At 68.7% G+C, this 20,283-nt stretch carries 19 protein-coding genes; 8 read left to right on the forward strand and 11 right to left on the reverse strand.

Translation table 11 applies throughout. From position 1 onward, the window contains the following. Positions 1-73 precede the first annotated feature (73 nt). Complete coding sequence (locus P9849_RS00605; protein WP_278267819.1) at positions 74-712, forward strand: hypothetical protein; 639 nt, start codon at positions 74-76, stop codon at positions 710-712. 24 nt (positions 713-736) lie between these two features. On the opposite strand, the gene disA is transcribed toward P9849_RS00605, so the two are convergent. The 3 genes from disA to P9849_RS00620 form a co-directional block, all read right to left on the reverse strand. Continuing rightward, entirely contained in the window at positions 737-1,813 is a 1,077-nt protein-coding gene (gene disA, locus P9849_RS00610; RefSeq protein WP_278267820.1) for a DNA integrity scanning diadenylate cyclase DisA, read from the reverse strand. A 216-nt stretch (positions 1,814-2,029) separates the two neighbouring features. Next, on the reverse strand, positions 2,030-2,458 hold the full coding sequence (locus tag P9849_RS00615; protein WP_278267821.1) for an SRPBCC domain-containing protein: 429 nt from the start codon (positions 2,456-2,458) through the stop codon (positions 2,030-2,032). Next, positions 2,448-2,840 carry a metalloregulator ArsR/SmtB family transcription factor gene (locus P9849_RS00620; RefSeq protein ID WP_278267822.1) on the reverse strand — a complete coding sequence of 131 codons (393 nt, stop codon included), beginning with the start codon at positions 2,838-2,840 and terminating at the stop codon, positions 2,448-2,450. The genes P9849_RS00615 and P9849_RS00620 overlap by 11 nt, the downstream gene beginning before the upstream one ends. A gap of 214 nt (positions 2,841-3,054) precedes the next feature. Between P9849_RS00620 and P9849_RS00625 the strand changes: the two genes are divergently transcribed. Further along, positions 3,055-3,690: a T6SS immunity protein Tdi1 domain-containing protein gene (locus P9849_RS00625; protein WP_278267823.1), complete on the forward strand. Its 636-nt coding sequence runs from the start codon at positions 3,055-3,057 to the stop codon at positions 3,688-3,690. A 40-nt stretch (positions 3,691-3,730) separates the two neighbouring features. Here the strand turns inward: P9849_RS00625 and radA are convergent, their stop codons facing one another. Further along, positions 3,731-5,107, reverse strand: coding sequence for a DNA repair protein RadA (radA, locus tag P9849_RS00630; protein ID WP_278267824.1), 1,377 nt, complete (start codon positions 5,105-5,107; stop codon positions 3,731-3,733). Positions 5,108-5,175: 68 nt separating this feature from the next. After that, complete coding sequence (locus P9849_RS00635) at positions 5,176-6,303, reverse strand: FUSC family protein (protein WP_278267825.1); 1,128 nt, start codon at positions 6,301-6,303, stop codon at positions 5,176-5,178. A gap of 309 nt (positions 6,304-6,612) precedes the next feature. Here P9849_RS00635 and pstS point away from each other — a divergent pair, with 309 nt between their 5' ends. The 4 genes from pstS (at position 6,613) to pstB (ending at position 10,779) form a co-directional block, all read left to right on the forward strand. Next, positions 6,613-7,731, forward strand: coding sequence for a phosphate ABC transporter substrate-binding protein PstS (pstS, locus tag P9849_RS00640; RefSeq protein WP_278267826.1), 1,119 nt, complete (start codon positions 6,613-6,615; stop codon positions 7,729-7,731). Between the two features lie 189 nt (positions 7,732-7,920). After that, positions 7,921-8,853, forward strand: coding sequence for a phosphate ABC transporter permease subunit PstC (pstC, locus tag P9849_RS00645; RefSeq protein ID WP_066213254.1), 933 nt, complete (start codon positions 7,921-7,923; stop codon positions 8,851-8,853). A gap of 1 nt (position 8,854) precedes the next feature. Further along, entirely contained in the window at positions 8,855-9,964 is a 1,110-nt protein-coding gene (gene pstA, locus P9849_RS00650; RefSeq protein WP_278267827.1) for a phosphate ABC transporter permease PstA, read from the forward strand. Positions 9,965-9,999: 35 nt separating this feature from the next. Then, positions 10,000-10,779: a phosphate ABC transporter ATP-binding protein PstB gene (gene pstB, locus P9849_RS00655; RefSeq protein ID WP_144629715.1), complete on the forward strand. Its 780-nt coding sequence runs from the start codon at positions 10,000-10,002 to the stop codon at positions 10,777-10,779. A gap of 86 nt (positions 10,780-10,865) precedes the next feature. Here pstB and P9849_RS00660 read toward each other — a convergent pair whose 3' ends face one another. The 4 genes from P9849_RS00660 to P9849_RS00675 form a co-directional block, all read right to left on the reverse strand. After that, positions 10,866-12,197: an MFS transporter gene (locus P9849_RS00660; RefSeq protein WP_278267828.1), complete on the reverse strand. Its 1,332-nt coding sequence runs from the start codon at positions 12,195-12,197 to the stop codon at positions 10,866-10,868. A gap of 638 nt (positions 12,198-12,835) precedes the next feature. Continuing rightward, the gene (locus tag P9849_RS00665) at positions 12,836-14,344 is read right to left on the reverse strand and encodes a tripartite tricarboxylate transporter permease (protein ID WP_278267829.1); all 1,509 of its coding nucleotides are present in this window, start codon (positions 14,342-14,344) and stop codon (positions 12,836-12,838) included. A 1-nt stretch (position 14,345) separates the two neighbouring features. Then, positions 14,346-14,810, reverse strand: coding sequence for a tripartite tricarboxylate transporter TctB family protein (locus P9849_RS00670; RefSeq protein ID WP_243874921.1), 465 nt, complete (start codon positions 14,808-14,810; stop codon positions 14,346-14,348). A gap of 116 nt (positions 14,811-14,926) precedes the next feature. Continuing rightward, entirely contained in the window at positions 14,927-15,943 is a 1,017-nt protein-coding gene (locus P9849_RS00675) for a tripartite tricarboxylate transporter substrate-binding protein (protein ID WP_278267830.1), read from the reverse strand. Positions 15,944-16,191: 248 nt separating this feature from the next. On the opposite strand from P9849_RS00675, the gene P9849_RS00680 reads away from it, so the two are divergent. Further along, a complete protein-coding gene (locus tag P9849_RS00680; protein ID WP_278267832.1) occupies positions 16,192-17,802 on the forward strand; it encodes a sensor histidine kinase in 1,611 nt (536 codons plus the stop codon). Continuing rightward, complete coding sequence (locus P9849_RS00685) at positions 17,799-18,464, forward strand: response regulator (RefSeq protein WP_278267833.1); 666 nt, start codon at positions 17,799-17,801, stop codon at positions 18,462-18,464. The genes P9849_RS00680 and P9849_RS00685 overlap by 4 nt, the downstream gene beginning before the upstream one ends. A 100-nt stretch (positions 18,465-18,564) precedes the next feature. Here P9849_RS00685 and P9849_RS00690 read toward each other — a convergent pair whose 3' ends face one another. Continuing rightward, positions 18,565-19,575, reverse strand: coding sequence for an inorganic phosphate transporter (locus tag P9849_RS00690; protein WP_278267834.1), 1,011 nt, complete (start codon positions 19,573-19,575; stop codon positions 18,565-18,567). Beyond that, positions 19,576-20,193, reverse strand: coding sequence for a nuclease PIN (locus P9849_RS00695; RefSeq protein WP_066213231.1), 618 nt, complete (start codon positions 20,191-20,193; stop codon positions 19,576-19,578). Between the last annotated feature and the right edge of the window lie 90 nt (positions 20,194-20,283).

Raw genomic sequence — 20,283 nt, forward strand, 5'->3', positions numbered from 1 at the left:
CCACTGTATCCCTCCCGGGTTCCCGGAGCGGCCCGGCGGCGTGCACCCAGGCTCACTGGGTAGGCTTGGAGCTATGGCACGGCAGGGTGTGAGCACAGGCGACGGGACGCGGCGGAAGGTCAGCCCCGCCGTGTACCGGCGACGGCGCGTGGTGGTCCTGGGGGCCCTGATCGTGGTCCTGGCGCTGGTGGCCTGGGGTGTCTTCGGGCTCCTGTCCCTGGCCAAGGGTTCCGCCGGGCCCGCCACGGCGGCGACCGGCACCGAGACGCCGGCGGTCACGCCTCCCGCGACGCCGGCCAGTCCGTCCGCGCCGGCGACCCCGGTGTGCGATGAGGGCCGGGTCAAGGTCACCGCGACCACGGACAAGAAGGTCTACGGACCCAAGGAGAACCCGGTCCTGACGCTCAAGGTCACGAACGAAGGCACCGTCGCGTGCCCTGTCAACATCGGCACCTCGCAGATGGAGTTCCTCATCTCCAGCGGCCAGGACCGGATCTTCAACTCCCGGGACTGCATGGACAAGCCGAACGATCTGAAGAAGACCCTGGCGCCCGGCAAGAGTGAGACCGCCAACTTCGTGTGGCAGCGGAACCGGTCCGTCGAGGGGTGCCAGCTGATCACGGCGAAACCCGGCGCAGGCGGGGCCACCTACGTCTTCCAGGCGACGCTCGGTCAGCGGACCAGCGACAAGGCCATCTTCCAGCTCGGCTGAGTTCCCGCCGGGTTCTCTCCGGTCCTAGATGTAGCGGTCCAGCAGGCTCGATTCGGCCATGCGGGACAGGCCCTCGCGGACGCTGCGGGCACGCTGCTCACCGATGCCGTCCACCTGCATGAGGTCCTCGATCGTGGCGGCCATGAGGTACTGCAGCCCGCCGAAGTGTTCCACGAGGCGGTCGGCGACGGCGCCGGGCACCGCTTTCAGCCCGGAGAGCAGGCGATAACCGCGCGGTTCGACGACGGCGTCCGGCGACGCTTCGCCGCCCGCCCCGGCGATGATCGCCGCGATCCGGTGCGGGTCCACGAGGTCCTGCGCGCTCAGCTCGCGCAACGCGGCGACGGCCTGCTCGATGTCCTCGGCGGAGGCGTCGGAGCCGGCGTAATCCCGCAGGATCACCTCGCTGCCCGGGCCGCGGCCGGCGGTGAGCTCGTCGAGCTGCAGGGCCAGAAGGCGTCCGTCCAGGCCGAGCTCCAGGACCAGCTGGGAGATCTCCTCGGAGATCCGGCGCACCATCTCCTGGCGCTGCAGCGTGACCGCGACGTCGCGCACGGTCACCATGGCTTCGATCTCCAGGGAGGAGAGCGCCGCGGTCACCTGGTCCAGGCGGGAGCGGTAGCGCTCGAGCGTGGCGAGGGCCTGGTTGGCGCGGGCGGAGACCTTCTCGGAGCCTTCCAGCACATGGCGCAGGCCGTTCACGTACAGGGCGATGATCTGCATCGACTGGCTGACCGAGATCACGGGGAAGCCCGTCTGCTTGGCGACGCGTTCGGCGGTGCGGTGCCGAGTGCCCGATTCGGAGGTCTCGATGCTCGAATCCGGGACGAGCTGAACCCCCGCGCGGACGATGTGGCGGGCGTCCTTGTCGCAGACGATCGCGCCGTCCATCTTCGCCAGCTCGCGCAGGCGGGTCGGGGAGAACTCGATCCCGATCTCAAAGCCGCCCGAGCAGATGGAGTCGACCGTGCGGTCCGAGCCCAGCACGATCAGCGCGCCGGTGCGTCCGCGGAGGATCCGCTCCAGGCCGTCACGCAGGGCTGTGCCGGGTGCGACGCGGGCCAGTGTCGCCGTGAGCGTCTCTTCTGGTGTGCGGGCCATGCTGACAGTTCCCTTCAGGCGTCCGGGCCGGGGTCTTGCGGCCCGGCTCCAAGAGCCGCTGAATGATCTGCATCGCGGCGCACACAAAGTGCACCTTCCACGGCTGACACCATCATAGGGTCCAGAAGAGCCGTCTTCCGCATCAGGACGCCGGAAAGTGCCCCGTGGAGCGTCGCTCCGCGAGTGCGGAAAGTGGTCTCTCCGGCGCTGTGCGGATCAGGTGGTTTCGGCCAGCACGGTCTCGATCCGGCCGAGCACGCCGGGCCAGCCGTGGCCCATTCCGTCGAGTGCCTGCCGGCCCGCCGGCGTGTCCAGGCGGAAGCCCGCGTGCTCGAAATGCAGCACGGTGCCGTCGGCCACGCTTTCCAGTCGCCAGGTGATCGTGGTGTCGAGGACGCCCTCGGCGAAGAGGATCGTGAGGGACCTACCGGGCTCGACGGCGAGGACTTCACAGCGCTGCTCGCCCCAATGGGCCATGTCGAGCGTGAAGCGGTGCCCGACGACGGGCGCGATGTCTCCCGCGGCCCACCAGCGGGCGAGGAGTTCCGGCGTCGTGATGGCTTCCCAGACGCGCTCGATCGGGTGCGGGAAGTGGCGTTCGAGACGGATGGCGTTCTCGGCGGTCTCGGGGTTCTCAGTCATCATCGGTCCGTTCTGTGGGGTGGGGAGGGGTGTCGTGTGCGGGGTCTGCCTGGTGCGGCGCGGGGTCCGAGGCCGCGGGCGCCGCGGCGTCGAGGAGGTCCCCGAGGGCGTCGAGGCGGCGGTTCCAGTAGTGCTCGTACGGTTTGAGCCAGTCGCCCGCCTGCTCCAACCCGGCCGGCCGCAGGTGGTACACGCGGTTCCGGCCTCGGCGCTCCTCCCGGACGAGGCCGGTCTCGCGCAGCACGGCGAGGTGTTCGGAGGCCGCCGACCGGCTCAGTTCAAGAAGCCCGGTGAGCTCGCCGGCCGTGAGCGGTCCCGCGCGCAGGGCGTCCAGCATCCTGCGCCGGGCAGGGTTGGCGAGAGCGCCGAAGACGTCGGGAAGCACGGCCCCAGGATATGTCGGAAATATCCGACGCATCAAGTCCTTCCCAGACTTGTGTGCTCAGTTGTTGCGGGTTACGGGCTCCGGAACCCGCAACAACTGAGCACTCAACGACGGGCGCACCACAACTGAGCACATAACGCCGGCGGCGGGCCGCGGATGACTGCATCTCGGGCGCGTGCATAATGGCGGGAAAGGTCGGCCGAGAGGACTTGGGATGTTTGATCGTTTCCGCGCACTGTATGCCCCGCTCCGGGAGGACGTTCCGGCGGGTTCTGCTTGGTTGCCCGAACGGCTCACCACGGTCCCGGGGTACACGAATTTCGCCGCGGAGTTTGCGGGGGCGACGTTCGATGGGGGCCTCTACCGTTTCCACGACGATCTGTCTGGTCCGAGCGCCATGAAGCTGATCGAGGGAGCATTTCCTGAGTTCTCTAACCGGGTCCTTCCTTTCGGCTACGACTGGCTCGGCCAACAGTTCGCCGTTGACTACGGGCGCGTCGTGGACGGAGAGCCGCAGGTCCTCCTACTTATGCCGGGAACAGGCGAGGCCTTGGATATCCCGGTGTCATTCGCCGCGTTCCACGAGGAAGAAGTCGTTGAATATCCGGACGCAGCTCTGGCCTCCGAATTCTTCTACTCCTGGTCGGCTCCCAACACCGATGTTCTGCCGTTGCGCCGCGATCAGTGTGTGGGGTACCGGATCCCGCTGTTCCTCGGCGGCCAGGATGAGGAACAGAACCTCGAGATCACCGACCTGGAGGTCTACTGGTCCCTCACAGGCCAATTGCGCGTCAGCACCCTGGACCTGCCACCCGGGACCCCGATTCAAGGAGTCACAAGGGGCGAATAGTCTCAGCCACCAGTGCCCAGATCCCTCCCTGCGCCCACCCTCACCCGTGGAACAGCAGCTCCAGCGCCTGCGCCAAATGCTCCACTTCCTTCACGGTGAAGCCTTCCGGCACGGGGCCCGGGCCGTTGGGGCTGGACGGGACCACGGCGTGCGTGAAGCCGAGCCGGCTCGCTTCCTGGATGCGCTTGTTGATGCCCGGCACGGGACGGACCTCGCCGGCCAGGCCCACCTCGCCGAACGCGATCAGGCGGCTGGACAGGGCCTTGCCGGCCTTGGCGGAGGCCACGGCGAGGGCGACGGCCAGGTCCGTGGCCGGCTCGCTGAGTTTCACGCCGCCCACGGTGGCCACATAGGAGTCGTCCTTGTGGAGCTGGCAGCCGGCCCGCTGCTGGAGCACTGCCAGGAGCATCGACACGCGGGACGAATCGAGGCCGCTCGTGGCGCGACGGGGCTGGGCGTTGGGGGACGTGGCCAGGAGGGACTGCACCTCGGCCACGAGAGGCCGGCGGCCCTCGAGGGTCACGGTGATGCAGGTCCCGGACACCGGCTCCTTGGTCCGCGAGACGAACAGACCGCTCGGGTCCGCCAGACCTTCGATGCCGTCCTCGTTCAGATCGAAACAGCCGACCTCATCCGTAGGCCCGTAGCGGTTCTTCACGGCGCGGATGAGGCGCAGCCGTGAGTGACGCTCGCCCTCGAACTGGCACACCACGTCCACGAGGTGTTCCAGGAGGCGCGGCCCCGCGATCAAGCCGTCTTTGGTCACGTGGCCCACCAGGAGCGTGGTCATGTTCCGCTTCTTGGCCGCGGCGATGAGGGACGCCGCCACCTCGCGCACCTGGGAGACGCCGCCCGCGGACCCTTCCACTTCGGGACTGCTCAGGGTCTGCACGGAGTCCACCACCAGAAGCCGTGGCTCCACCCGCTCGACCTGGCCCAGAGCCTGCGAGAGGTCCGTCTCGGCGGAGAGGTACAGGGTGTCCGCCACGGCGTCGATCCGCTCGGCCCGGAGCTTGACCTGCGCGGCCGACTCCTCGCCGGTCACGTAGAGGACGTCCTGGCCCGTGCGGGCGAAGCGCGCCGCGACATCCAGGAGCAGGGTCGACTTGCCGACACCGGGTTCGCCGGCCAGGAGGATCACGGCGCCCGGCACGAGACCGCCGCCGAGCACCCGGTCCAGCTCGTTCACGCCCGTGGGCAGGAAGGCCGCCGCGGCGGCGTCCACCGAGGCGATCGGGAGCGCCGGCTCCAGGACGGTGGCGGCCGCCGTCGTGCGGGCGACCGTGGCGCCGGTCTCCACGACCGTGCCCCACGCCTGGCACTCACCGCAGCGGCCCACCCACTTGATGGTGGTCCAGCCGCATTCGGTGCACTTGTATCCCGGCGCCTTGCTGCCGCGGGTGGTCTTGCTTGCCATGCCCTCAAGCCTATCGGCGGGCACTGACACGAAAAGCGCTGGGCGAGCGATGTGGAAAACCTCAGGGATCAGAGATCCGGCAGGTAGTCCCGCGCCTCCTTGGCCTCCACGCCCGCGGTCTCCAGCAGATCCACCATGAGTGGCCGGAACAGCATGACCACCGTCTCGCCCTCCAGGCGGCTCACGCCCAGCAGGCGGGGATGCAGGCGCGTCGCGATCGAGGCCAGGTCCTGCTGCGCGTCCCGCAGCGCGGAGTCGCGGCCCCGGCCGTCGTCGCCGGCGTAACCCACGGCCATGAGGTCCACCGCGTCGGCGGTCTCGAACAACACTTCCGCGATGCTCTGCGTCGCCTCATCACTCAGCGCGGTGTGATTGATGGCGCTGGTCAGGCGACGGGCGAACACCCGGCAATTGCGCAGGGCGAGATCCAGGTACTCGACCGCCTCGCCGAGCTGGGAGACCTCGGAACGGTGCCGCCGGTACAGCGGTGACATGGTCGTGACCTCGCCGGAGGCCCGCAGCGTCATCCGCAGGGCGTCCAGTTCGGGCTGGCAGTTCCGCGCGCGGACCAGGGCGTGCCAGGCCAGAGTGGAGTCGTTGTCCATGAGGCTCTTCCCGCATTCCCGCAGCACCTCCGAGGCCTGCTGGAGCGTGGAGCGCAACTGCACCCGCGGCTCCTCGCGCGGATCCCTGGGGGTCAGGAGCGTCACCAGAAGCGCGAACACCCCGCCCACCACGGCGTCCAGGCTCCGGGTGAACGGGCCGCCCGCGGGAGCCGGGAGCAGCACCACCAGGAGCGACTGCAGCCCCAGCTGGGTCGCGAAGATGGCGCCGCTGTCCAGGAACCGCGCCAGGAGGATCGAGAACAGCAGCACGACGGCGGCCTGCCAGATCCCCGACCCGAGCCAGTGCAGCAGGACGTCCCCCACCGCGATGCCCAGCGTGCAGCCGAGGCCGACCTCCAGCACGCGGCGCAAGCGGGTGCCCCGGGCGAAACCCAGGGCGATCAGCGAGGACGTCGCCGCGAACAGCGGCCCCACATGCCCCAGGACGAGCTCGGCGAAGGTGTACGCGCCCACGGCGCAGAACGTCATCTGCAAGGCGGGGATGAGGGATTCACGCATGCGGATCACACCCGTGGTGGCGCGCTCCTTCGCTTCCCTCCCGATCGGCTTCACGCCGCTCATGCGCACCATGGGCTCAGTCTATTGCGGAGCCGACGACGGCGCTCAGCGGCCGGCCGTTCACGTCGCCGTGGCCGGTGGTTCAGGAAGTGTCCTTACGGCGTGCGGCAGGCCAACGCAATGCGGCCCGGCCAGAAGTCACGGACTATCCACGGCTGGTTAACCTCACGTTCACCTTTAACCGCGGATCCCTTTACCTCGGCTCTTTAGTTTCGTTGAAGGTACAAAGGTACGCATCGTCGGCAGGACCGTCACGCACCCGATCGGGGCGGAAGGCAGAGTTCGGGCCGACGCGACATCAGGACCCTGAAAGGGAACATTGTGAAGGCTCTCCGCTTCGGCCGCCATGCGGCACTCGCAGTCGTCGCAGCAGGCGCTCTGGCGCTGACCGCTTGCGGCTCGGACAACGCGACCGGCACCAGCACGGCTGCCCCCAGCAACAACGGTCCCAAGGTCACCGGCACCCTGACCGGCGTCGGCGCCTCCTCGCAGGGTGCGGCCATGGACGCCTGGAAGACCGGCTTCGCCAGCGCGAACTCCGGCGCCAGCGTGCAGTACTCCCCGGACGGCTCCGGCGCAGGCCGCAAGGCCCTCCTGGACGGCTCCGCCCAGTTCGCGGGTTCCGACGCTTACCTGAAGGACGAGGAGTACGCCTCCTCCAAGGAGAAGTGCGGCCCCAACGGCGCCATCAACATCCCGGTGTACATCTCCCCGATCGCCGTGGCCTTCAACCTGCCGGACGTCAAGGAGCTCAAGCTCGACGCCGACACCACCGCCAAGATCTTCCGCGGCCAGATCTCCAAGTGGAACGACGCGGCCATCGCCAAGCTGAACCCGGGCGTCACCCTGCCCGACCTCAAGGTCACCCCGGTGAACCGCTCGGATGACTCCGGCACCACCAAGAACTTCACGGACTACCTGTCCGCCGTGGCCCCGTCCGTCTGGACCGACAAGGCCGATGGCGTGTGGCCGTCCTCCCTCAAGGGTGAGAACGCCAAGGGCACCTCCGGCGTCGTCAAGACCGTCACCGACACCCCCGGCGCCGTGACCTACGCGGATGACTCCGCCGTGTCCGGCAAGCTCGGCGTGGCCTCCATCAAGGTCGGCGAGAGCTTCGTGAAGCCGAACGCCGAGGGCGCCGCCAAGGCCGTCGAGACCGGCAAGTCCGTGGAAGGCCGCGCTCAGGGCGACCTCTCCCTGAAGATCGACCGCAAGACCACGGACTCCGCGGCCTACCCGCTGACCCTGGCTTCGTTCCACATCCTCTGCACCACCTACAAGGACCAGGCCACCGTGGACCTGATCAAGGCGTTCGAGAACTACGTGGTGAGCGACGCCGGCCAGCAGGCCGCCGCCGACGCCGCCAAGTCCGCGCCGCTGAGCAAGAGCCTTCAGGAGAAGGCCAAGGCCGCGATCGAGCAGATCAAGGTCAAGGGCTAGCATTCCCCGCCCGGGAATGACGGGTTCCCTGTCCAGAGCATTCTCCCCGACGTCGTGGGAACCGGGTGTCACGCCCGGCGACCACGGCCCGGGGACGCGGAAGGCTTGGACAGGGAACTTTGCCGTTACCCACCCGATCGGGGAATCCGGCTGGGCCGGGACACCCACACTGGACTGGAAGGCAGTTAAGTGAGCAGCAACACCATGACCGAGTCATCGGCCGCAGGACGGGCCGGCGACAAGGTCTTCTCCGGAGCCACGCTCGGCGCCGGGATCCTGATCCTCCTCGTCCTCTTCGGTGTGGCCGCATTCCTGGTCGCGCAGGCGATCCCCGCGCTCGTGGCCGACCCGGCCGACATCCAGGGCGGCGCCGGATTCTGGGCCTACATCTGGCCCATCATCATCGGCACCCTGATCGCCGCCGCGATCGCCCTGGTCATCGCGACCCCGGTGGCGATCGGCGTCGCGCTCTTCATCTCGCACTACGCCCCGCGCCGCCTGGCCTCCGCCCTCGGGTACGTCATCGACCTGCTGGCGGCCATTCCCTCCGTGGTGTACGGCGCCTGGGGCGCGGCGTTCCTGGCCAAGGAGATCTCCCCGGCCTACGACTGGCTGGCGGACAACCTGGGCTGGATCCCGATCTTCGCGGGCCCCGCCTCGGCCACGGGCAAGACCATCCTCACGGCAGGCATCGTCCTGGCGGTCATGGTCCTGCCGATCATCACGTCGCTGTCCCGCGAGATCTTCCTCCAGACGCCCAAGCTGCACGAGGAGGCCGCACTGGCCCTCGGCGCCACGCGCTGGGAGATGGTCCGCATGGCCGTTCTGCCGTTCGGCCGCCCAGGCATTATCAGCGCCATCATGCTCGGCCTCGGCCGCGCGCTCGGCGAGACCATGGCGGTCGCCCTGGTGCTCTCCTCGGGCGCCCTGACGGCCAGCCTGATCCAGAGCGGCAACCAGACCATCGCCGCCGAGATCGCTCTGAACTTCCCGGAGGCGTCCGGCATCAAGGTGAACACGCTGATCGCCGCCGGCCTGGTCCTCTTCGTCATCACCCTCGGCGTGAACATGATCGCGCGGTGGATCATCACCAAGCACAAGGAATTCTCGGGGGCCAACTGACATGACCACGACCCTGACACCCAATCGCCGCCGCTCCGCGCTGACCAAGGGGCAGCTGCCCAAGTACGCCCCGTGGGTCGTGCTGGGCGCGTCCCTCGTCGTCGGCGCGGCGCTCGTGAACCTGATCGGCTTCAACCCGTTCGGCTGGGGCCTGATCTCCGCGATCCTCTTCACCGTGGGCCTGGTGGCCTGGAGCGGTTCCGTGGAGGGCGCCCGCAAGGCGAAGGACAAGCTGGCCACCTGCCTGGTGTTCGGCTCCTTCATCATCGCGGTCCTCCCGCTGATCTCGGTCATCTGGACGGCGCTGGTGAACGGCATCCCGGGCCTCATGACCCCGGGCTTCCTCGGCACCTCGATGAACGGCGTGACCGGTGTGGCCGACAACAAGGCCGTGGAGAACGGCACCAAGGTCCTGGGCGGCGTATACCACGCGCTGATCGGCACCCTCCAGATCACGGCCCTGGCCACGGTCATCTCCGTGCCGGTGGGTCTGCTGACGGCGGTCTACCTCGTCGAGTACGGCAACGACCGTTTCCTGGCCCGCGCCATCACCTTCTTCGTGGACGTCATGACCGGCATCCCGTCGATCGTGGCCGGTCTGTTCGCCGCCGCGTTCTTCTTCATCGTGGTGGGCCCCGGCACCAAGACCGGCGCGGTCGCCGCGATCGCGCTCTCGGTGCTCATGATCCCCGTGGTGGTGCGCTCCAGCGAGGAGATGCTCAAGATCGTCCCGAACGAGCTCCGCGAGGCCGCCTACGCCCTGGGCGTGCGCAAGTGGCGCACGATCGTGAAGGTCGTCATCCCGACGGCGATCTCCGGCATCGCGTCCGGCGTCACCCTGGCGATCGCCCGCGTGATCGGTGAGACGGCGCCCATCCTCGTCACCGCCGGCTTCGCGACCGCGATCAACAACAACGTGTTCGGCGGGTGGATGGCTTCGCTCCCGACCTACATCTACACGCAGATCCTGAACCCGACGTCGCCGTCCAACCCCGGTCCGTCGGACCAGCGGGCCTGGGGCGCGGCCCTGGTCCTGATTATCCTGGTGATGCTGCTGAACCTCATCGCCCGCCTGATCGCACGGGTCTTCGCGCCCAAGCAGGGCCGCTAGAGACACCCACTGAAGATTCCGAAGGAACCACAGCAATGAGCAAGAGAATCGACGTCAAGGACCTGAACGTCTACTACGGCAACTTCCTGGCCGTGGAGGGTGTCAACATCAACATCGAGGCCAAGTCGGTCACGGCCTTCATCGGCCCGTCCGGCTGTGGCAAGTCCACCTTCCTCCGCACCCTGAACCGCATGCACGAGGTGCTGCCGGGTGCACATGTGGAAGGCGAGGTCCTGCTGGACGGCGCGGACATCTACGGCCCCGGCGTCGACCCGGTGACCGTCCGCACGAACATCGGCATGGTGTTCCAGCGCCCGAACCCGTTCCCCACCATGTCGATCCGGGACAACGTCCTGGCCGGCGTGAAGCTGAACAACAAGCGGATCTCCAAGGGCGAGGCCGACGCCCTGGTGGAGAAGTCGCTGCAGGGCGCGAACCTCTGGAATGAGGTCAAGGACCGTCTGGACAAGCCCGGTTCGGGTCTTTCCGGTGGCCAGCAGCAGCGTCTCTGCATCGCCCGTGCGATCGCGGTGGAGCCTGCCGTGCTGCTCATGGACGAGCCGTGTTCCGCTCTGGACCCGATCTCGACCCTCGCGGTGGAGGACCTCATCAACGAGCTCAAGGACTCCTACACCGTGGTGATCGTGACCCACAACATGCAGCAGGCCGCCCGTGTCTCGGACAAGACCGCGTTCTTCAACATCGCGGGCACCGGCAAGCCGGGCAAGCTCATCGAGTTCGCGGACACCAGCACCATCTTCAACAACCCGAGCCAGAAGGCCACCGAGGACTACGTCTCCGGCCGCTTCGGGTGATCCTTCCGGACGACCCCCGGACATGCAGAAGACCCACGGAAATTTCCGTGGGTCCTCTGCATCACCGGGGGTGGAACCGCGCGGCGTCAGTGCGTGAAGTCCGCCGAGATCTCGGCGAGCGTGCGGCCCTTCGTCTCCGGCGCGAGCCACTGGGACAGTGCCGCTCCCAGGAACGCGACGACGGCGGCCACCACCATGCTGGGCCCCATGCCGATGTTGGTGATCGCCCAGGGCAGGGCGAAGGTGCCGAGCGCGGCGCCGATGCGGCTGAACGACGCCGCGAAGCCCATGCCGATGCCCCGCAGGTGGCCCGGGAACACCTCGGCCGGGTAGACCTGGGTCATCGTGGTGTAGCCGGCGTTGAAGAAGGAGAAGGCCAGGAAGAGGACGAGCACGAGGATCGCCGGGGCGTCCGCCCAGACGCCGATCACGAGGAGGATGCCCGCGCACAGCCACTGGCCGGGCACGGTGAGGATGCGGCGTCCGAGCCGGTCGATCAGCAGCACCGTGGTGACGACGCCCGCGGCCGCCAGCGCGGACAGCCCCACGCCGCCCGCCCAGCCGCCGCCGAAGCCGAACTGGTGGAGGACGTCGTCGGCGAAGGTGGCGATCGCGAAGTACGGGGTGACGGCGCAGAACCAGAAGCCCGAGGTGAACAGGGTGGTCCGCCAGTACTGCGGGGAGAACAGCATCCGGAAGGAGGCGTTCTTGATCGGGGTCTTGTCCCGTGCGGCCTGGGCCTCCTGGATCGCGCGCAGGTCGATCTCCTCGGTGATGCTGTGGTGCATCTGGGGCGACTCGACGTACTTGCGGGCGATCGCGAGTGCCTCGTCGCGGCGGCCCTTGGTGATGAGCCAGCTCGGCGACTCGGGAAGGCCGATGCGGGCCAGGAACAGGATGAGGGCGAGGACCGTGCTGGTGCCGATCACGATCCGCCAGGGGGTCCCGGCGTCGTGCAGGGCCGTGCCGATGATGAACGCCATCATGAAGCCGATGTACCAGGCGATCAGCGTCAGACCCAGGAGCCGCCCGCGGAGTTTCGGCGGGGAGAACTCGGACAGCAGCGGGCCGCCGATGGAGTACTCGCCCCCGATCGCGACGCCCATGAAGAAGCGGATCAGGGCCAGCTGGATCACGGCCCCGTCCCCGGCGGTCACGAAGAACTGCGCCGCGGAGGCCAGCAGGAACAGGCCCATGTCGACGAGGAACATGGGCTTGCGGCCGAACTTGTCGGCGGCCCAGCCGGCGAGGGGCGAGCCGACGAAGATCCCGGCGAGCGGTCCGGCCGCGATCAGCCCGAGGGAGAGTTCGTCCAGCTGGAGGTCCGCGCGCATGAGGCCCGTGACGGGGCCGATGATGCCGAGGATGTAGCCGTCGAGGAACATGCCCCCGATAAAGACGGCGACGAGGCGCACCATGAACCGGCGCTTGAACCTGGAGTCGGCATGTTTCGATGTGGAGGGGTAGACGGAGGCTGTCGTACCGGTCGGTTGGGTCATGGAGTGCAGTTCCCTTCTGGCTTCAGCGGAGACCGCTGACGGCGCCAGAGCGCCTTGTCCGGGACGCGCGGGTGACCTGTGGTCCGGTGCGGCGGATGGACGAGCCGTGGGGCCCGCTGCCAGCCGGGATGCCGCGCTGGACGCACGAGGTGACTCCGGCGTCGTCATGGATCACGGTCCGCTGAGCCGATCCGGCGGGATTCTGGCGTCCGGGGAGCACGCGGCGCCCCTGAGGTCAGATCCCGGACCGGCGTCGGCGGGAATGTGACATATGACTCATATATCAGAACCCTAGGGTGGCGCTCCCGCGTGGTCAAGAGTGTGACGGAGCGGTTTCCGGCCGGATGTCCGGACCGCGACGGCGGCGTGCCGGCCCGGGTGCCCCGGTGACCTGGGCGGGCCCGTGAACGCCGAAACCGTGAGTTTCCGTCGAAACCGCGTGTTTAACACACGGTTTCGACGGAAACTCACGGTCTCAGCGGGGGCTGGCCCGACGTCGGACCCGGACCCAGACCCGGCGGAGGCCCAGCCCCGGCCTCAGGGGCGGGGCCGGGAGCTCAGGCCAGCGCGTCCGCCTTCGGGGCGCGGGTCCGCTTCCACGCCGCGATCAGGAGCGGGGACAGGGCGATCAGTGCGACGATCACGTACACCGTCACGCCCACCGGCTCGTTGAACAGGCCCGAGAGGTCGCCGCCGCTCAGCTGGAGCGCCTTGCGGAGCTGCCCCTCGATCCGCGGCCCGAGGATCAGGCCGATGATCAGCGGCAGCACCGGAAGGCCGAAGCGCCGCATCGCGAAGCCGAGGGCGCCCAGCACCAGGAGGATCACCAGGTCGAACGCCTGCAGATTCACCGCGTAGGCCCCGAGCGAGGCGAAGAACAGGATGCCGGCGTACAGGTACGGGCGCGGGATCTGCAGCAGCTTCGCCCAGAGGGGCGCCATCGGCAGGTTGATGACCAGCAGCAGCGTGTTCCCGATGAAGAGGCTCGCAATCAGGCCCCACACCAGATCCGGCTCCTTCTGGAAGAGCAGCGGACCCGGCTGGATGTTGAACTGGGTCAGGGCCGCGAGCATGATGGCCGCCGTCGCGTTGGTCGGCAGACCGAGCGCCAGAGCCGGCGTCAGCGTGCCCGCCGCGGAAGCGTTGTTGGCCGCCTCCGGACCCGCGACACCCTCGATGGCGCCGTGCCCGAACTCCTCCGGATGCTTGGACAGCTTCTTCTCCGTGACGTAGGAGAGGAAGGTCGGGATCTCGGCGCCGCCGGCCGGCATGGCGCCGAACGGGAAGCCCAGCGCGGTGCCCCGCAGCCACGGCTTCCAGGACCGCTTCCAGTCCTCCTTGCCCATCCACGGCTGGCCCACCGGAATGGTGTCCATCCGCTTGCGGCGCAGGTGGGCGGCGATCCAGAGGGCCTCGCCCACCGCGAAGATGGCGACCGCCACCACCACGATGTCCAGGCCGTCCGTCAGCAGCGGGATGCCGAACACCAGACGCTGCTGTCCGCTCACCGGGTCGAGCCCGATCAGGCCGATCGCCAGGCCGAGGCCCAGGGAGGCGAAGCCGCGGATCTTCGAGGACCCCAGCACCGCGGTGACGGTCAGAAGGCCCAGGATCATGATCGCCAGGTAACTGGACGGGCCGAGGCTCACCGCGAACTGCACGACGGCGGGCGCGAACGCGGCCAGGAGTGCCGTGCCGATGGTGCCGGCCACGAAGGAGCCGATCGCCGCCGTCGCGAGGGCCTGTGCCGCGCGGCCCGCTTTCGCCATCTTGTGGCCTTCGATGGCCGTGACGACGGTGGAGGATTCGCCCGGGGTGTTGAGCAGGATCGAGGTCGTGGACCCGCCGTACATGCCGCCGTAGTAGATGCCCGCGAACATGATGAGAGCGCCGGTCGGTTCGAGATTGGTGGTCACCGGCAGCAGGAGCGCCAGGGCCATGGCCGGACCGATGCCCGGCAGCACGCCCACGGCGGTGCCCAGGAGGACGCCGATGCAGGCGAAGAGCAGATTGGTGGGCGTCGCGGCGGTGGCGAAGCCCTGCATGAGGTTGTTGAGGATGTCCATGTCAGAGAATTCCCGCCAGGATCCCGGCCGGCAGGTGGATGCCCAGGCCGAGGTAGAAACCGTAGAAGGTGCCGACGGCCAGGACCAGCGAGACCAGTCCGTCCCGCACGTAGTGGCGGCTGCCGAGGGACCAGACGCTGCCCCAGAACATGATGGTCCCGGAGAGCACCCAGCCGAGGGGGTCGATCAGCACGATGTTCAGGACGAAGAAGCCGATCAGCGGCAGCACGGTCTTCCAGTCGGTGGGATGGCTGAGGTCGACGTCCTCGCCCTCCTCGGCCTGGCCGCTGCCGCCCCGCAGGACGTTGACGGCCAGGAGCACGGCGCTGACCACGAGCAGCGATCCGATGATCACCGGCATGGTCTTCGGTCCCACCACGTCGGAGACGGAGTAGGGCACCGTGATGCGAGAGGCGTCCCAGAGCACGACGACGCCGGCCACGCCGAGCAGGGCGGCGATGCCCAGCTCGGCGCGGCTCCGGCCGCCGGGCGCGCCGACAGTGGCGCGCTCGCCGCCGTCGTCGTGCCCGGCGCCGAGGCCTCCGGGGTCCGCGTGACCCCCGGCGTCTGCGGCGCTATGGCTCACGCCAGGCCCAGCTTCTTCAGGACGTCGGCGACCCGCTGATCCTGGTCCTTCAGGTAGGCGCCGAACTCGTCGCCCGTGATGAACGCGTCGGTCCAGCCGTGGGTCTTGAGCGCGGCCTTCCACTCGTCCGTGTCGTGCATCTTCTTGAGGGTGGCGATCACCTTGTCACGGTCGGCGTCGGAGATGCCGGGAGGGGCCACGATGCCGCGCCAGTTGGTGAATTCGAGGTCGATCCCGGATTCCTTGAAGGTGGGGGCGTCCACGCCGTCCAGCCGCTGGGCGCCGCTCACCGCGAGGACGCGGATCTCGCCCGACTTGATCTGGTCGATGTACTCGCCGGCGCCGGAGGCGGCGAAGCCGATCTTGTTGCCGAGGATGGCGGGCAGGAGGTCGCCGCCGCCGTCGAAGGAGACGAAGTTGACCTTCTTGGGCTCGATGCCCACGGCCTGCGCCAGCTGCATCGGCAGGAGGTGGTCCGGTCCGCCGGGGTTGGAGCCGCCGCCGACGGCGAGCTTGGAGGGGTCGGCCTTCCAGGCGTCCACCAGGTCCTTGATGGTCTTGTAGGGGGAGCTCTTGGGCACCATGATGGCGCCGGGCTCCTGGATCAGACGGGCGAGCGGCACGGTCTCGGTGAGCTTGGCCGGGGACTTGTTGGTGTAGCTGGCGCCCACCACTCCCAGGCCCATGAGCATGGTGAGGTCCTTGTTGCCCTTTTCGTTGACCAGGCGGGCCAGGCCCACGGTGCCGCCGGCACCGGCCAGATTGAAGACCTCCACATTGGTGGCGGTCTTGGTCTCGCCCATGACCTTCGCAGCGGTGCGGGCCGTGGTGTCGTACCCGCCGCCGGGGCTGTTGGGGACCATGATGCGCAGGCCCTTGAGGGGCTCGCTGGAGGCGCCCGACGCAGAACCCTGGGGGTTCGAACCGCCGGAGCCGGTGACGCCGCAGCCGGTGGCGGCCAGGATCAGGCCCAGCGCGGCGGCGGCGAGGCGGACGGCTTTGAGTGAACGCATTGGTACTTCCTTTGTTCGCATGACGTCGCTGTCATGAGGGGGTTCCGGAAAGAACGTCCCTCACGCTATGCGGGGATGTGAGGTGGGTCACCCTTGAGTTCTCAAAGATCGTTGTGTTCATTGTGTTCTCGGTCACATACCCCTCCAGGCTGTCATGATGGACGCGGGGACGTCCGTCCCCGCGAAGAAAGGACAAGGACCCGTCCCGTGAGTGCCCCATGACGCGCTGGTGGCCTCGACGGGCCAGGATGTCCCTGGCCGCCCAGTACCTGGTGCTGCAGCTGCTGATCGTGCTGGCCGTCCTGGTGGGCGTGATCGCGGTGTCCCTCGCGCAGTCGGAGGATACCTTCGAACGGGTGGAGGGCCGTCGGGCCCTGTCCGCGGCCGAGTCCGTGGCGGCCATGCCCGCCGTGCGCACACTCCTCCCGACCGCCCAGCCCGGCCACGGGGCCGCCCTCCCGGCCGTCGCGGAGTCCGCGCGGACCGTCTCCGGCTCGAACTTCGTGCTGCTCGTGCGTCCGGACCGCGTCATCCTCACGACGCCCGATCCGTCGCTGCTGGGATCGCGGCTGGATCTGGGGCAGAGCCATGTCCTGGAAGGCCGGGCGTGGACAGGATCGGCCGACGTCTCCGGTCACCGCGCGCTCGTGGCGCATGTGCCCGTGCTGAGCGACGGCGGCGAACTCGTCGGATTCGTGGCCGTCGGCCGGGAGTACCCCTCCGTGCTGGACCGGCTGGGCGATGCCCTCCCGGATCTGGTCACGTACCTGGGCGTCTCCCTCGCGCTGGGGGCGGCCGGCTCGGTCCTGCTCTCGCGGAGGGTCAAGAAGCAGACGCTGGGTCTGGAACCCGAGGAGATCGTGGGCCTCGTGGAGCACCGCGAGGCCATCCTGCACGGAGTGAAGGAGGGTGTGCTGGCCCTCGACCAGAAGCAGCGCATCACGCTCCTCAACGAGAGCGCCCGCGCCATGCTCGGACTGCCCCGCTCCGCCGAGGGCCACAGCCTGGAGGAGCTCGGGGTGGATCCGCGGCTCAGGGAGGTCCTCGCGGGGGACGACGCCGTGGAGGACCGGATCGTCCTGGCGGGAGAGCGCCTCGTGAGCCTCAACCGGCGTCCGGTGGTGAACCGCGGCCGGGAGATCGGCTCCGTCACCACGCTCCGGGACCGGACCGAGCTCGCCGCCCTGGAGCAGGAGCTCGGCGCGACGCGCAGCGCCACGGACACGCTCCGCGCCCAGACCCACGAGTTCGCGAACCAGTTGCACACCATCTCCGGCCTCATCCAGCTGGGCGAGTACGACGACGTGCTCCGCTTCGTGGACGGCGTCCGGCTGAGCAGGACCCGGCTCTATGACGAGGTCACCGAACGCCTCCAGGACCCCGCGGTCGCCGCGCTGGTCATCGCGAAAGCCAGCCTCGCGGCCGAGCGGGCCGTGCCCCTGGATCTCGACCCGGACTCCCGGCTGGGCCGCGTCGGCGAGGGGCTGTCGCGGGACCTGTGCACCGTCGTCGGGAATCTGGTGGACAACGCGCTGGACGCCGTCACCGGCCGCCCCGACGCCCGCGTGACCCTGCTGATCAGCGACGACGGCGGCCACGTCGGCGTGCGGGTGCGGGATACTGGACCGGGCGTGGCCGGGGACAAGATCCGCGAGGTGTTCCGTCAGGGGTACACCACGAAGGACGCGCTGGGCGAGGGCGGCCACGGCTTCGGCCTGGCGATCACCCAGCTGGTGTGCCGGCGCCGCGGCGGGGACGTGGAGGTCCTCAACGACGGCGGAGCGGTGTTCACGGCGGTGCTCGGCCGGGGCGTGGAGGCGGGGGACGGCCCGCCGGAGAGGGAAAGGGCGCAGGCATGATCAAGGTCCTGATCGTCGACGATGACTTCATGGTGGCCAAGGTTCATGCGGGGTTCGTCCGTCAGGTTCCCGGGTTCGGCGTGGTGGGGGTGGCCCACACTGCGTCGCAGGCTCTGCAGGAGGTGGAGCGGACCCGGCCGGATCTGGTGCTCCTGGACATCCACCTGCCCGACCGGAGCGGGCTCGAACTGCTCCAGGAGATGCGGACCCTCCAGCCCGAGCTCGACGTCCTGGTCATCAGCGCGGCCCGGGAGATGGAGACGGTGCGCAAGGCCCTGCGGGGCGGGATCGTGCACTACCTCATGAAGCCGTTCACGGCTCAGGACCTGGCGGAGCGGCTGGTGCACTACCAGCAGAGTTACCGCCCTCTCGCCGAGTCCGGCAGCGTGGCGGACCAGGCCGATGTGGACCGCGTCTTCGGCGTCGCGCACCGCGAACGGCCCCTGCCCAAGGGGTGCAGCGTCGAGACGCTGCGCATGGTGGAGGCTCTCCTCAAGGACCGCGACGGCGACGTCTCCGCCACGGAGGCGGCCGCGGTCCTCGGCACGTCCCGGGTGAGCGCTCGCCGGTACCTGGAGTACCTCGCCGAGGAGGGACGCGCGGTGGTGAGCCTGCGGTATGGGGGTGTCGGACGGCCAGAGCGGCGGTACGTCTGGAAGTGAGGCGGCGCCGACCCGCCTGACCGCTGAGACAGTGACTTTCCGCTGAAACAGTGTGTTGTGCACACTGTTTCAGCGGAAAGTCACTGTTTCGCGACGGGGCTCAGGCCAGCGCGGAGAGCGCCATCTGGAACACGAACGCCAGGGCCGCCGTGGCCACGGGGGTGATCACCCAGTACCCGAGGATCTTCAGGATCAGCGGTCGGTTGGCCTGGGAGAAGCGCTGGTTCGTGCCCGCTCCCCACATGCCCGCCGCCATCGTGTGCGTGGTGGAGATGGGCCAGCTGAGGGCGATGGCCCCGGCGAACTGGAGCGCGAACCCGACCGCCTGGGTGACGAAGCCCCGGAGCGGGTCTACCCGGATCATCCGGTGCCCCAGGGTGTAGGAGATGCGCCAGCCGCCGAACAGCGTGCCGGCCGTCATGGCCGCGGCCACGAGCGCCACCATCATGAAGGCGAGCGGCTGACCGTCGTCGTAACCTGCCACGAAGAACGCCATGAGCAGGACCAGGAAGGTGCGCTGACCGTCCTGCAACCCGTGCCCGAATGCCACCGCGCCCGCCGTGATCGCCTGGGCCCGGCGGAGCCGGCGGTTCACCACGTTGGGCGGCTGATTCCGGGCCACCCAGGTGGTCGGCCAGACCAGCACATAGGACAGCACGAAGGCCAGCGCGGGGGAGAGGAGCAGGGGCAGTGCCACCGAGTTCCACAGGGTGGCGGACGCTTCCGGGATCTCCGCCCCGCCCTTGAGGATGGCGGCGGCGCCCGCCCCGAACAAGCCGCTGAGCAGGGCATGCGTCGACGAGGACGGGATGCCCTTCCACCACGTGAAGATGTTCCAGATGATGCCGGCGGATAGACCTGAGACGAGCAGGCTGAGTCCGTTCAGCCCTTCCGGGAGCTGCAGCCAGTTCCTGCCGATCTCCAGGGCCAGCGGAAACGCCAGGACGACGCCGAGCAGGTTGAAGAAGGCCGCGAGCACCACGGCGACGCTGGCGGTCAGCGCGCGGGAGCGGACCGCGAACGCGATCGCGGAGGAGACGTCACGGAAGCCGTTGAGAAAGGTGAAGGTGACCGTCAGCAGGACCGTGAGGACCAGGAAGAAGGCGATCACTCATGATTCCTTGACGATGATCGCCCCGACGGAGGTGGCGACGCGGCGCATGTCCTTGGTGACCTCCACCAGCTGATTGGCGACGTCCCGGTGCCGGGTGTACTGGGCGAACTTCATGTCGCGGAGCATGTCCGCCACCCAGACGCGGTGGCTGCGTTCGGCACGCTTGGCCAGCCGGAGCACTTCGATCCAGTAGTCCTCGAGCTCATCCAGATCGTCGAGCCGCCGCATCGCCTCCACGGTCAGCTCCGCCTGCCGGGTGATGATCTCCAGCTGATCCGCGGCCCGGGTGGGAAGGCGTTCGAGCTTGTAGAGACCGATCAGCTCGGCGGCGCCGTCCAGCTTCTCCATGGCGTCATTGAGATAGCGCGACAGGTTGAACATGTCTTCCCGCGGCAGCGTGTTGATGAAGCTGGTGCGCATATGGGTCAGGAGCGCGTAATGCAGGTTCATGGACTCGCCCTCGTGCTGATGCATCTCTTCGACCAGACGATCGAAATCCGCGGCGGGGGCTCCCAGGAGCTCGGAGAGGGTGCCGGTGCCGAGCACCAATTGGCGGGCCAGCTGGGTGAGGAGCTTGAGGCCTGCAGTCTCCTGAGGGAAGAGGCTGAGTTTCACGTCGTACCGGTGTCCTTGGCTGGCGTAAAGATCTTGAGGCACGGACCTCAGCGTGAGAATGGTGTCGGACCGGATACGCCTCTCGGCGGT

The organism is Arthrobacter sp. Y-9, from assembly GCF_029690065.1.
In the GTDB taxonomy this organism is placed as follows: Bacteria; Actinomycetota; Actinomycetes; order Actinomycetales; family Micrococcaceae; genus Arthrobacter_E.

Excerpts from the sequence above, each read along its gene's own strand:
- P9849_RS00685 (WP_278267833.1), top strand. The coding sequence starts at position 17,799 with ATGATCAAGGTCCTGATCGTCGACGATGACTTCATGGTGGCCAAGGTT.
- radA (WP_278267824.1), bottom strand. The coding sequence starts at position 5,107 with ATGGCAAGCAAGACCACCCGCGGCAGCAAGGCGCCGGGATACAAGTGC.
- P9849_RS00625 (WP_278267823.1), top strand. The coding sequence starts at position 3,055 with ATGTTTGATCGTTTCCGCGCACTGTATGCCCCGCTCCGGGAGGACGTT.
- P9849_RS00680 (WP_278267832.1), top strand. The coding sequence starts at position 16,192 with ATGTCCCTGGCCGCCCAGTACCTGGTGCTGCAGCTGCTGATCGTGCTG.
- P9849_RS00665 (WP_278267829.1), bottom strand. The coding sequence starts at position 14,344 with ATGGACATCCTCAACAACCTCATGCAGGGCTTCGCCACCGCCGCGACG.
- P9849_RS00635 (WP_278267825.1), bottom strand. The coding sequence starts at position 6,303 with ATGGTGCGCATGAGCGGCGTGAAGCCGATCGGGAGGGAAGCGAAGGAG.
- P9849_RS00605 (WP_278267819.1), top strand. The coding sequence starts at position 74 with ATGGCACGGCAGGGTGTGAGCACAGGCGACGGGACGCGGCGGAAGGTC.
- P9849_RS00660 (WP_278267828.1), bottom strand. The coding sequence starts at position 12,197 with ATGGTGCGCCTCGTCGCCGTCTTTATCGGGGGCATGTTCCTCGACGGC.
- pstB (WP_144629715.1), top strand. The coding sequence starts at position 10,000 with ATGAGCAAGAGAATCGACGTCAAGGACCTGAACGTCTACTACGGCAAC.
- P9849_RS00675 (WP_278267830.1), bottom strand. The coding sequence starts at position 15,943 with ATGCGTTCACTCAAAGCCGTCCGCCTCGCCGCCGCCGCGCTGGGCCTG.
- pstA (WP_278267827.1), top strand. The coding sequence starts at position 8,855 with ATGACCACGACCCTGACACCCAATCGCCGCCGCTCCGCGCTGACCAAG.
- disA (WP_278267820.1), bottom strand. The coding sequence starts at position 1,813 with ATGGCCCGCACACCAGAAGAGACGCTCACGGCGACACTGGCCCGCGTC.
- P9849_RS00615 (WP_278267821.1), bottom strand. The coding sequence starts at position 2,458 with ATGATGACTGAGAACCCCGAGACCGCCGAGAACGCCATCCGTCTCGAA.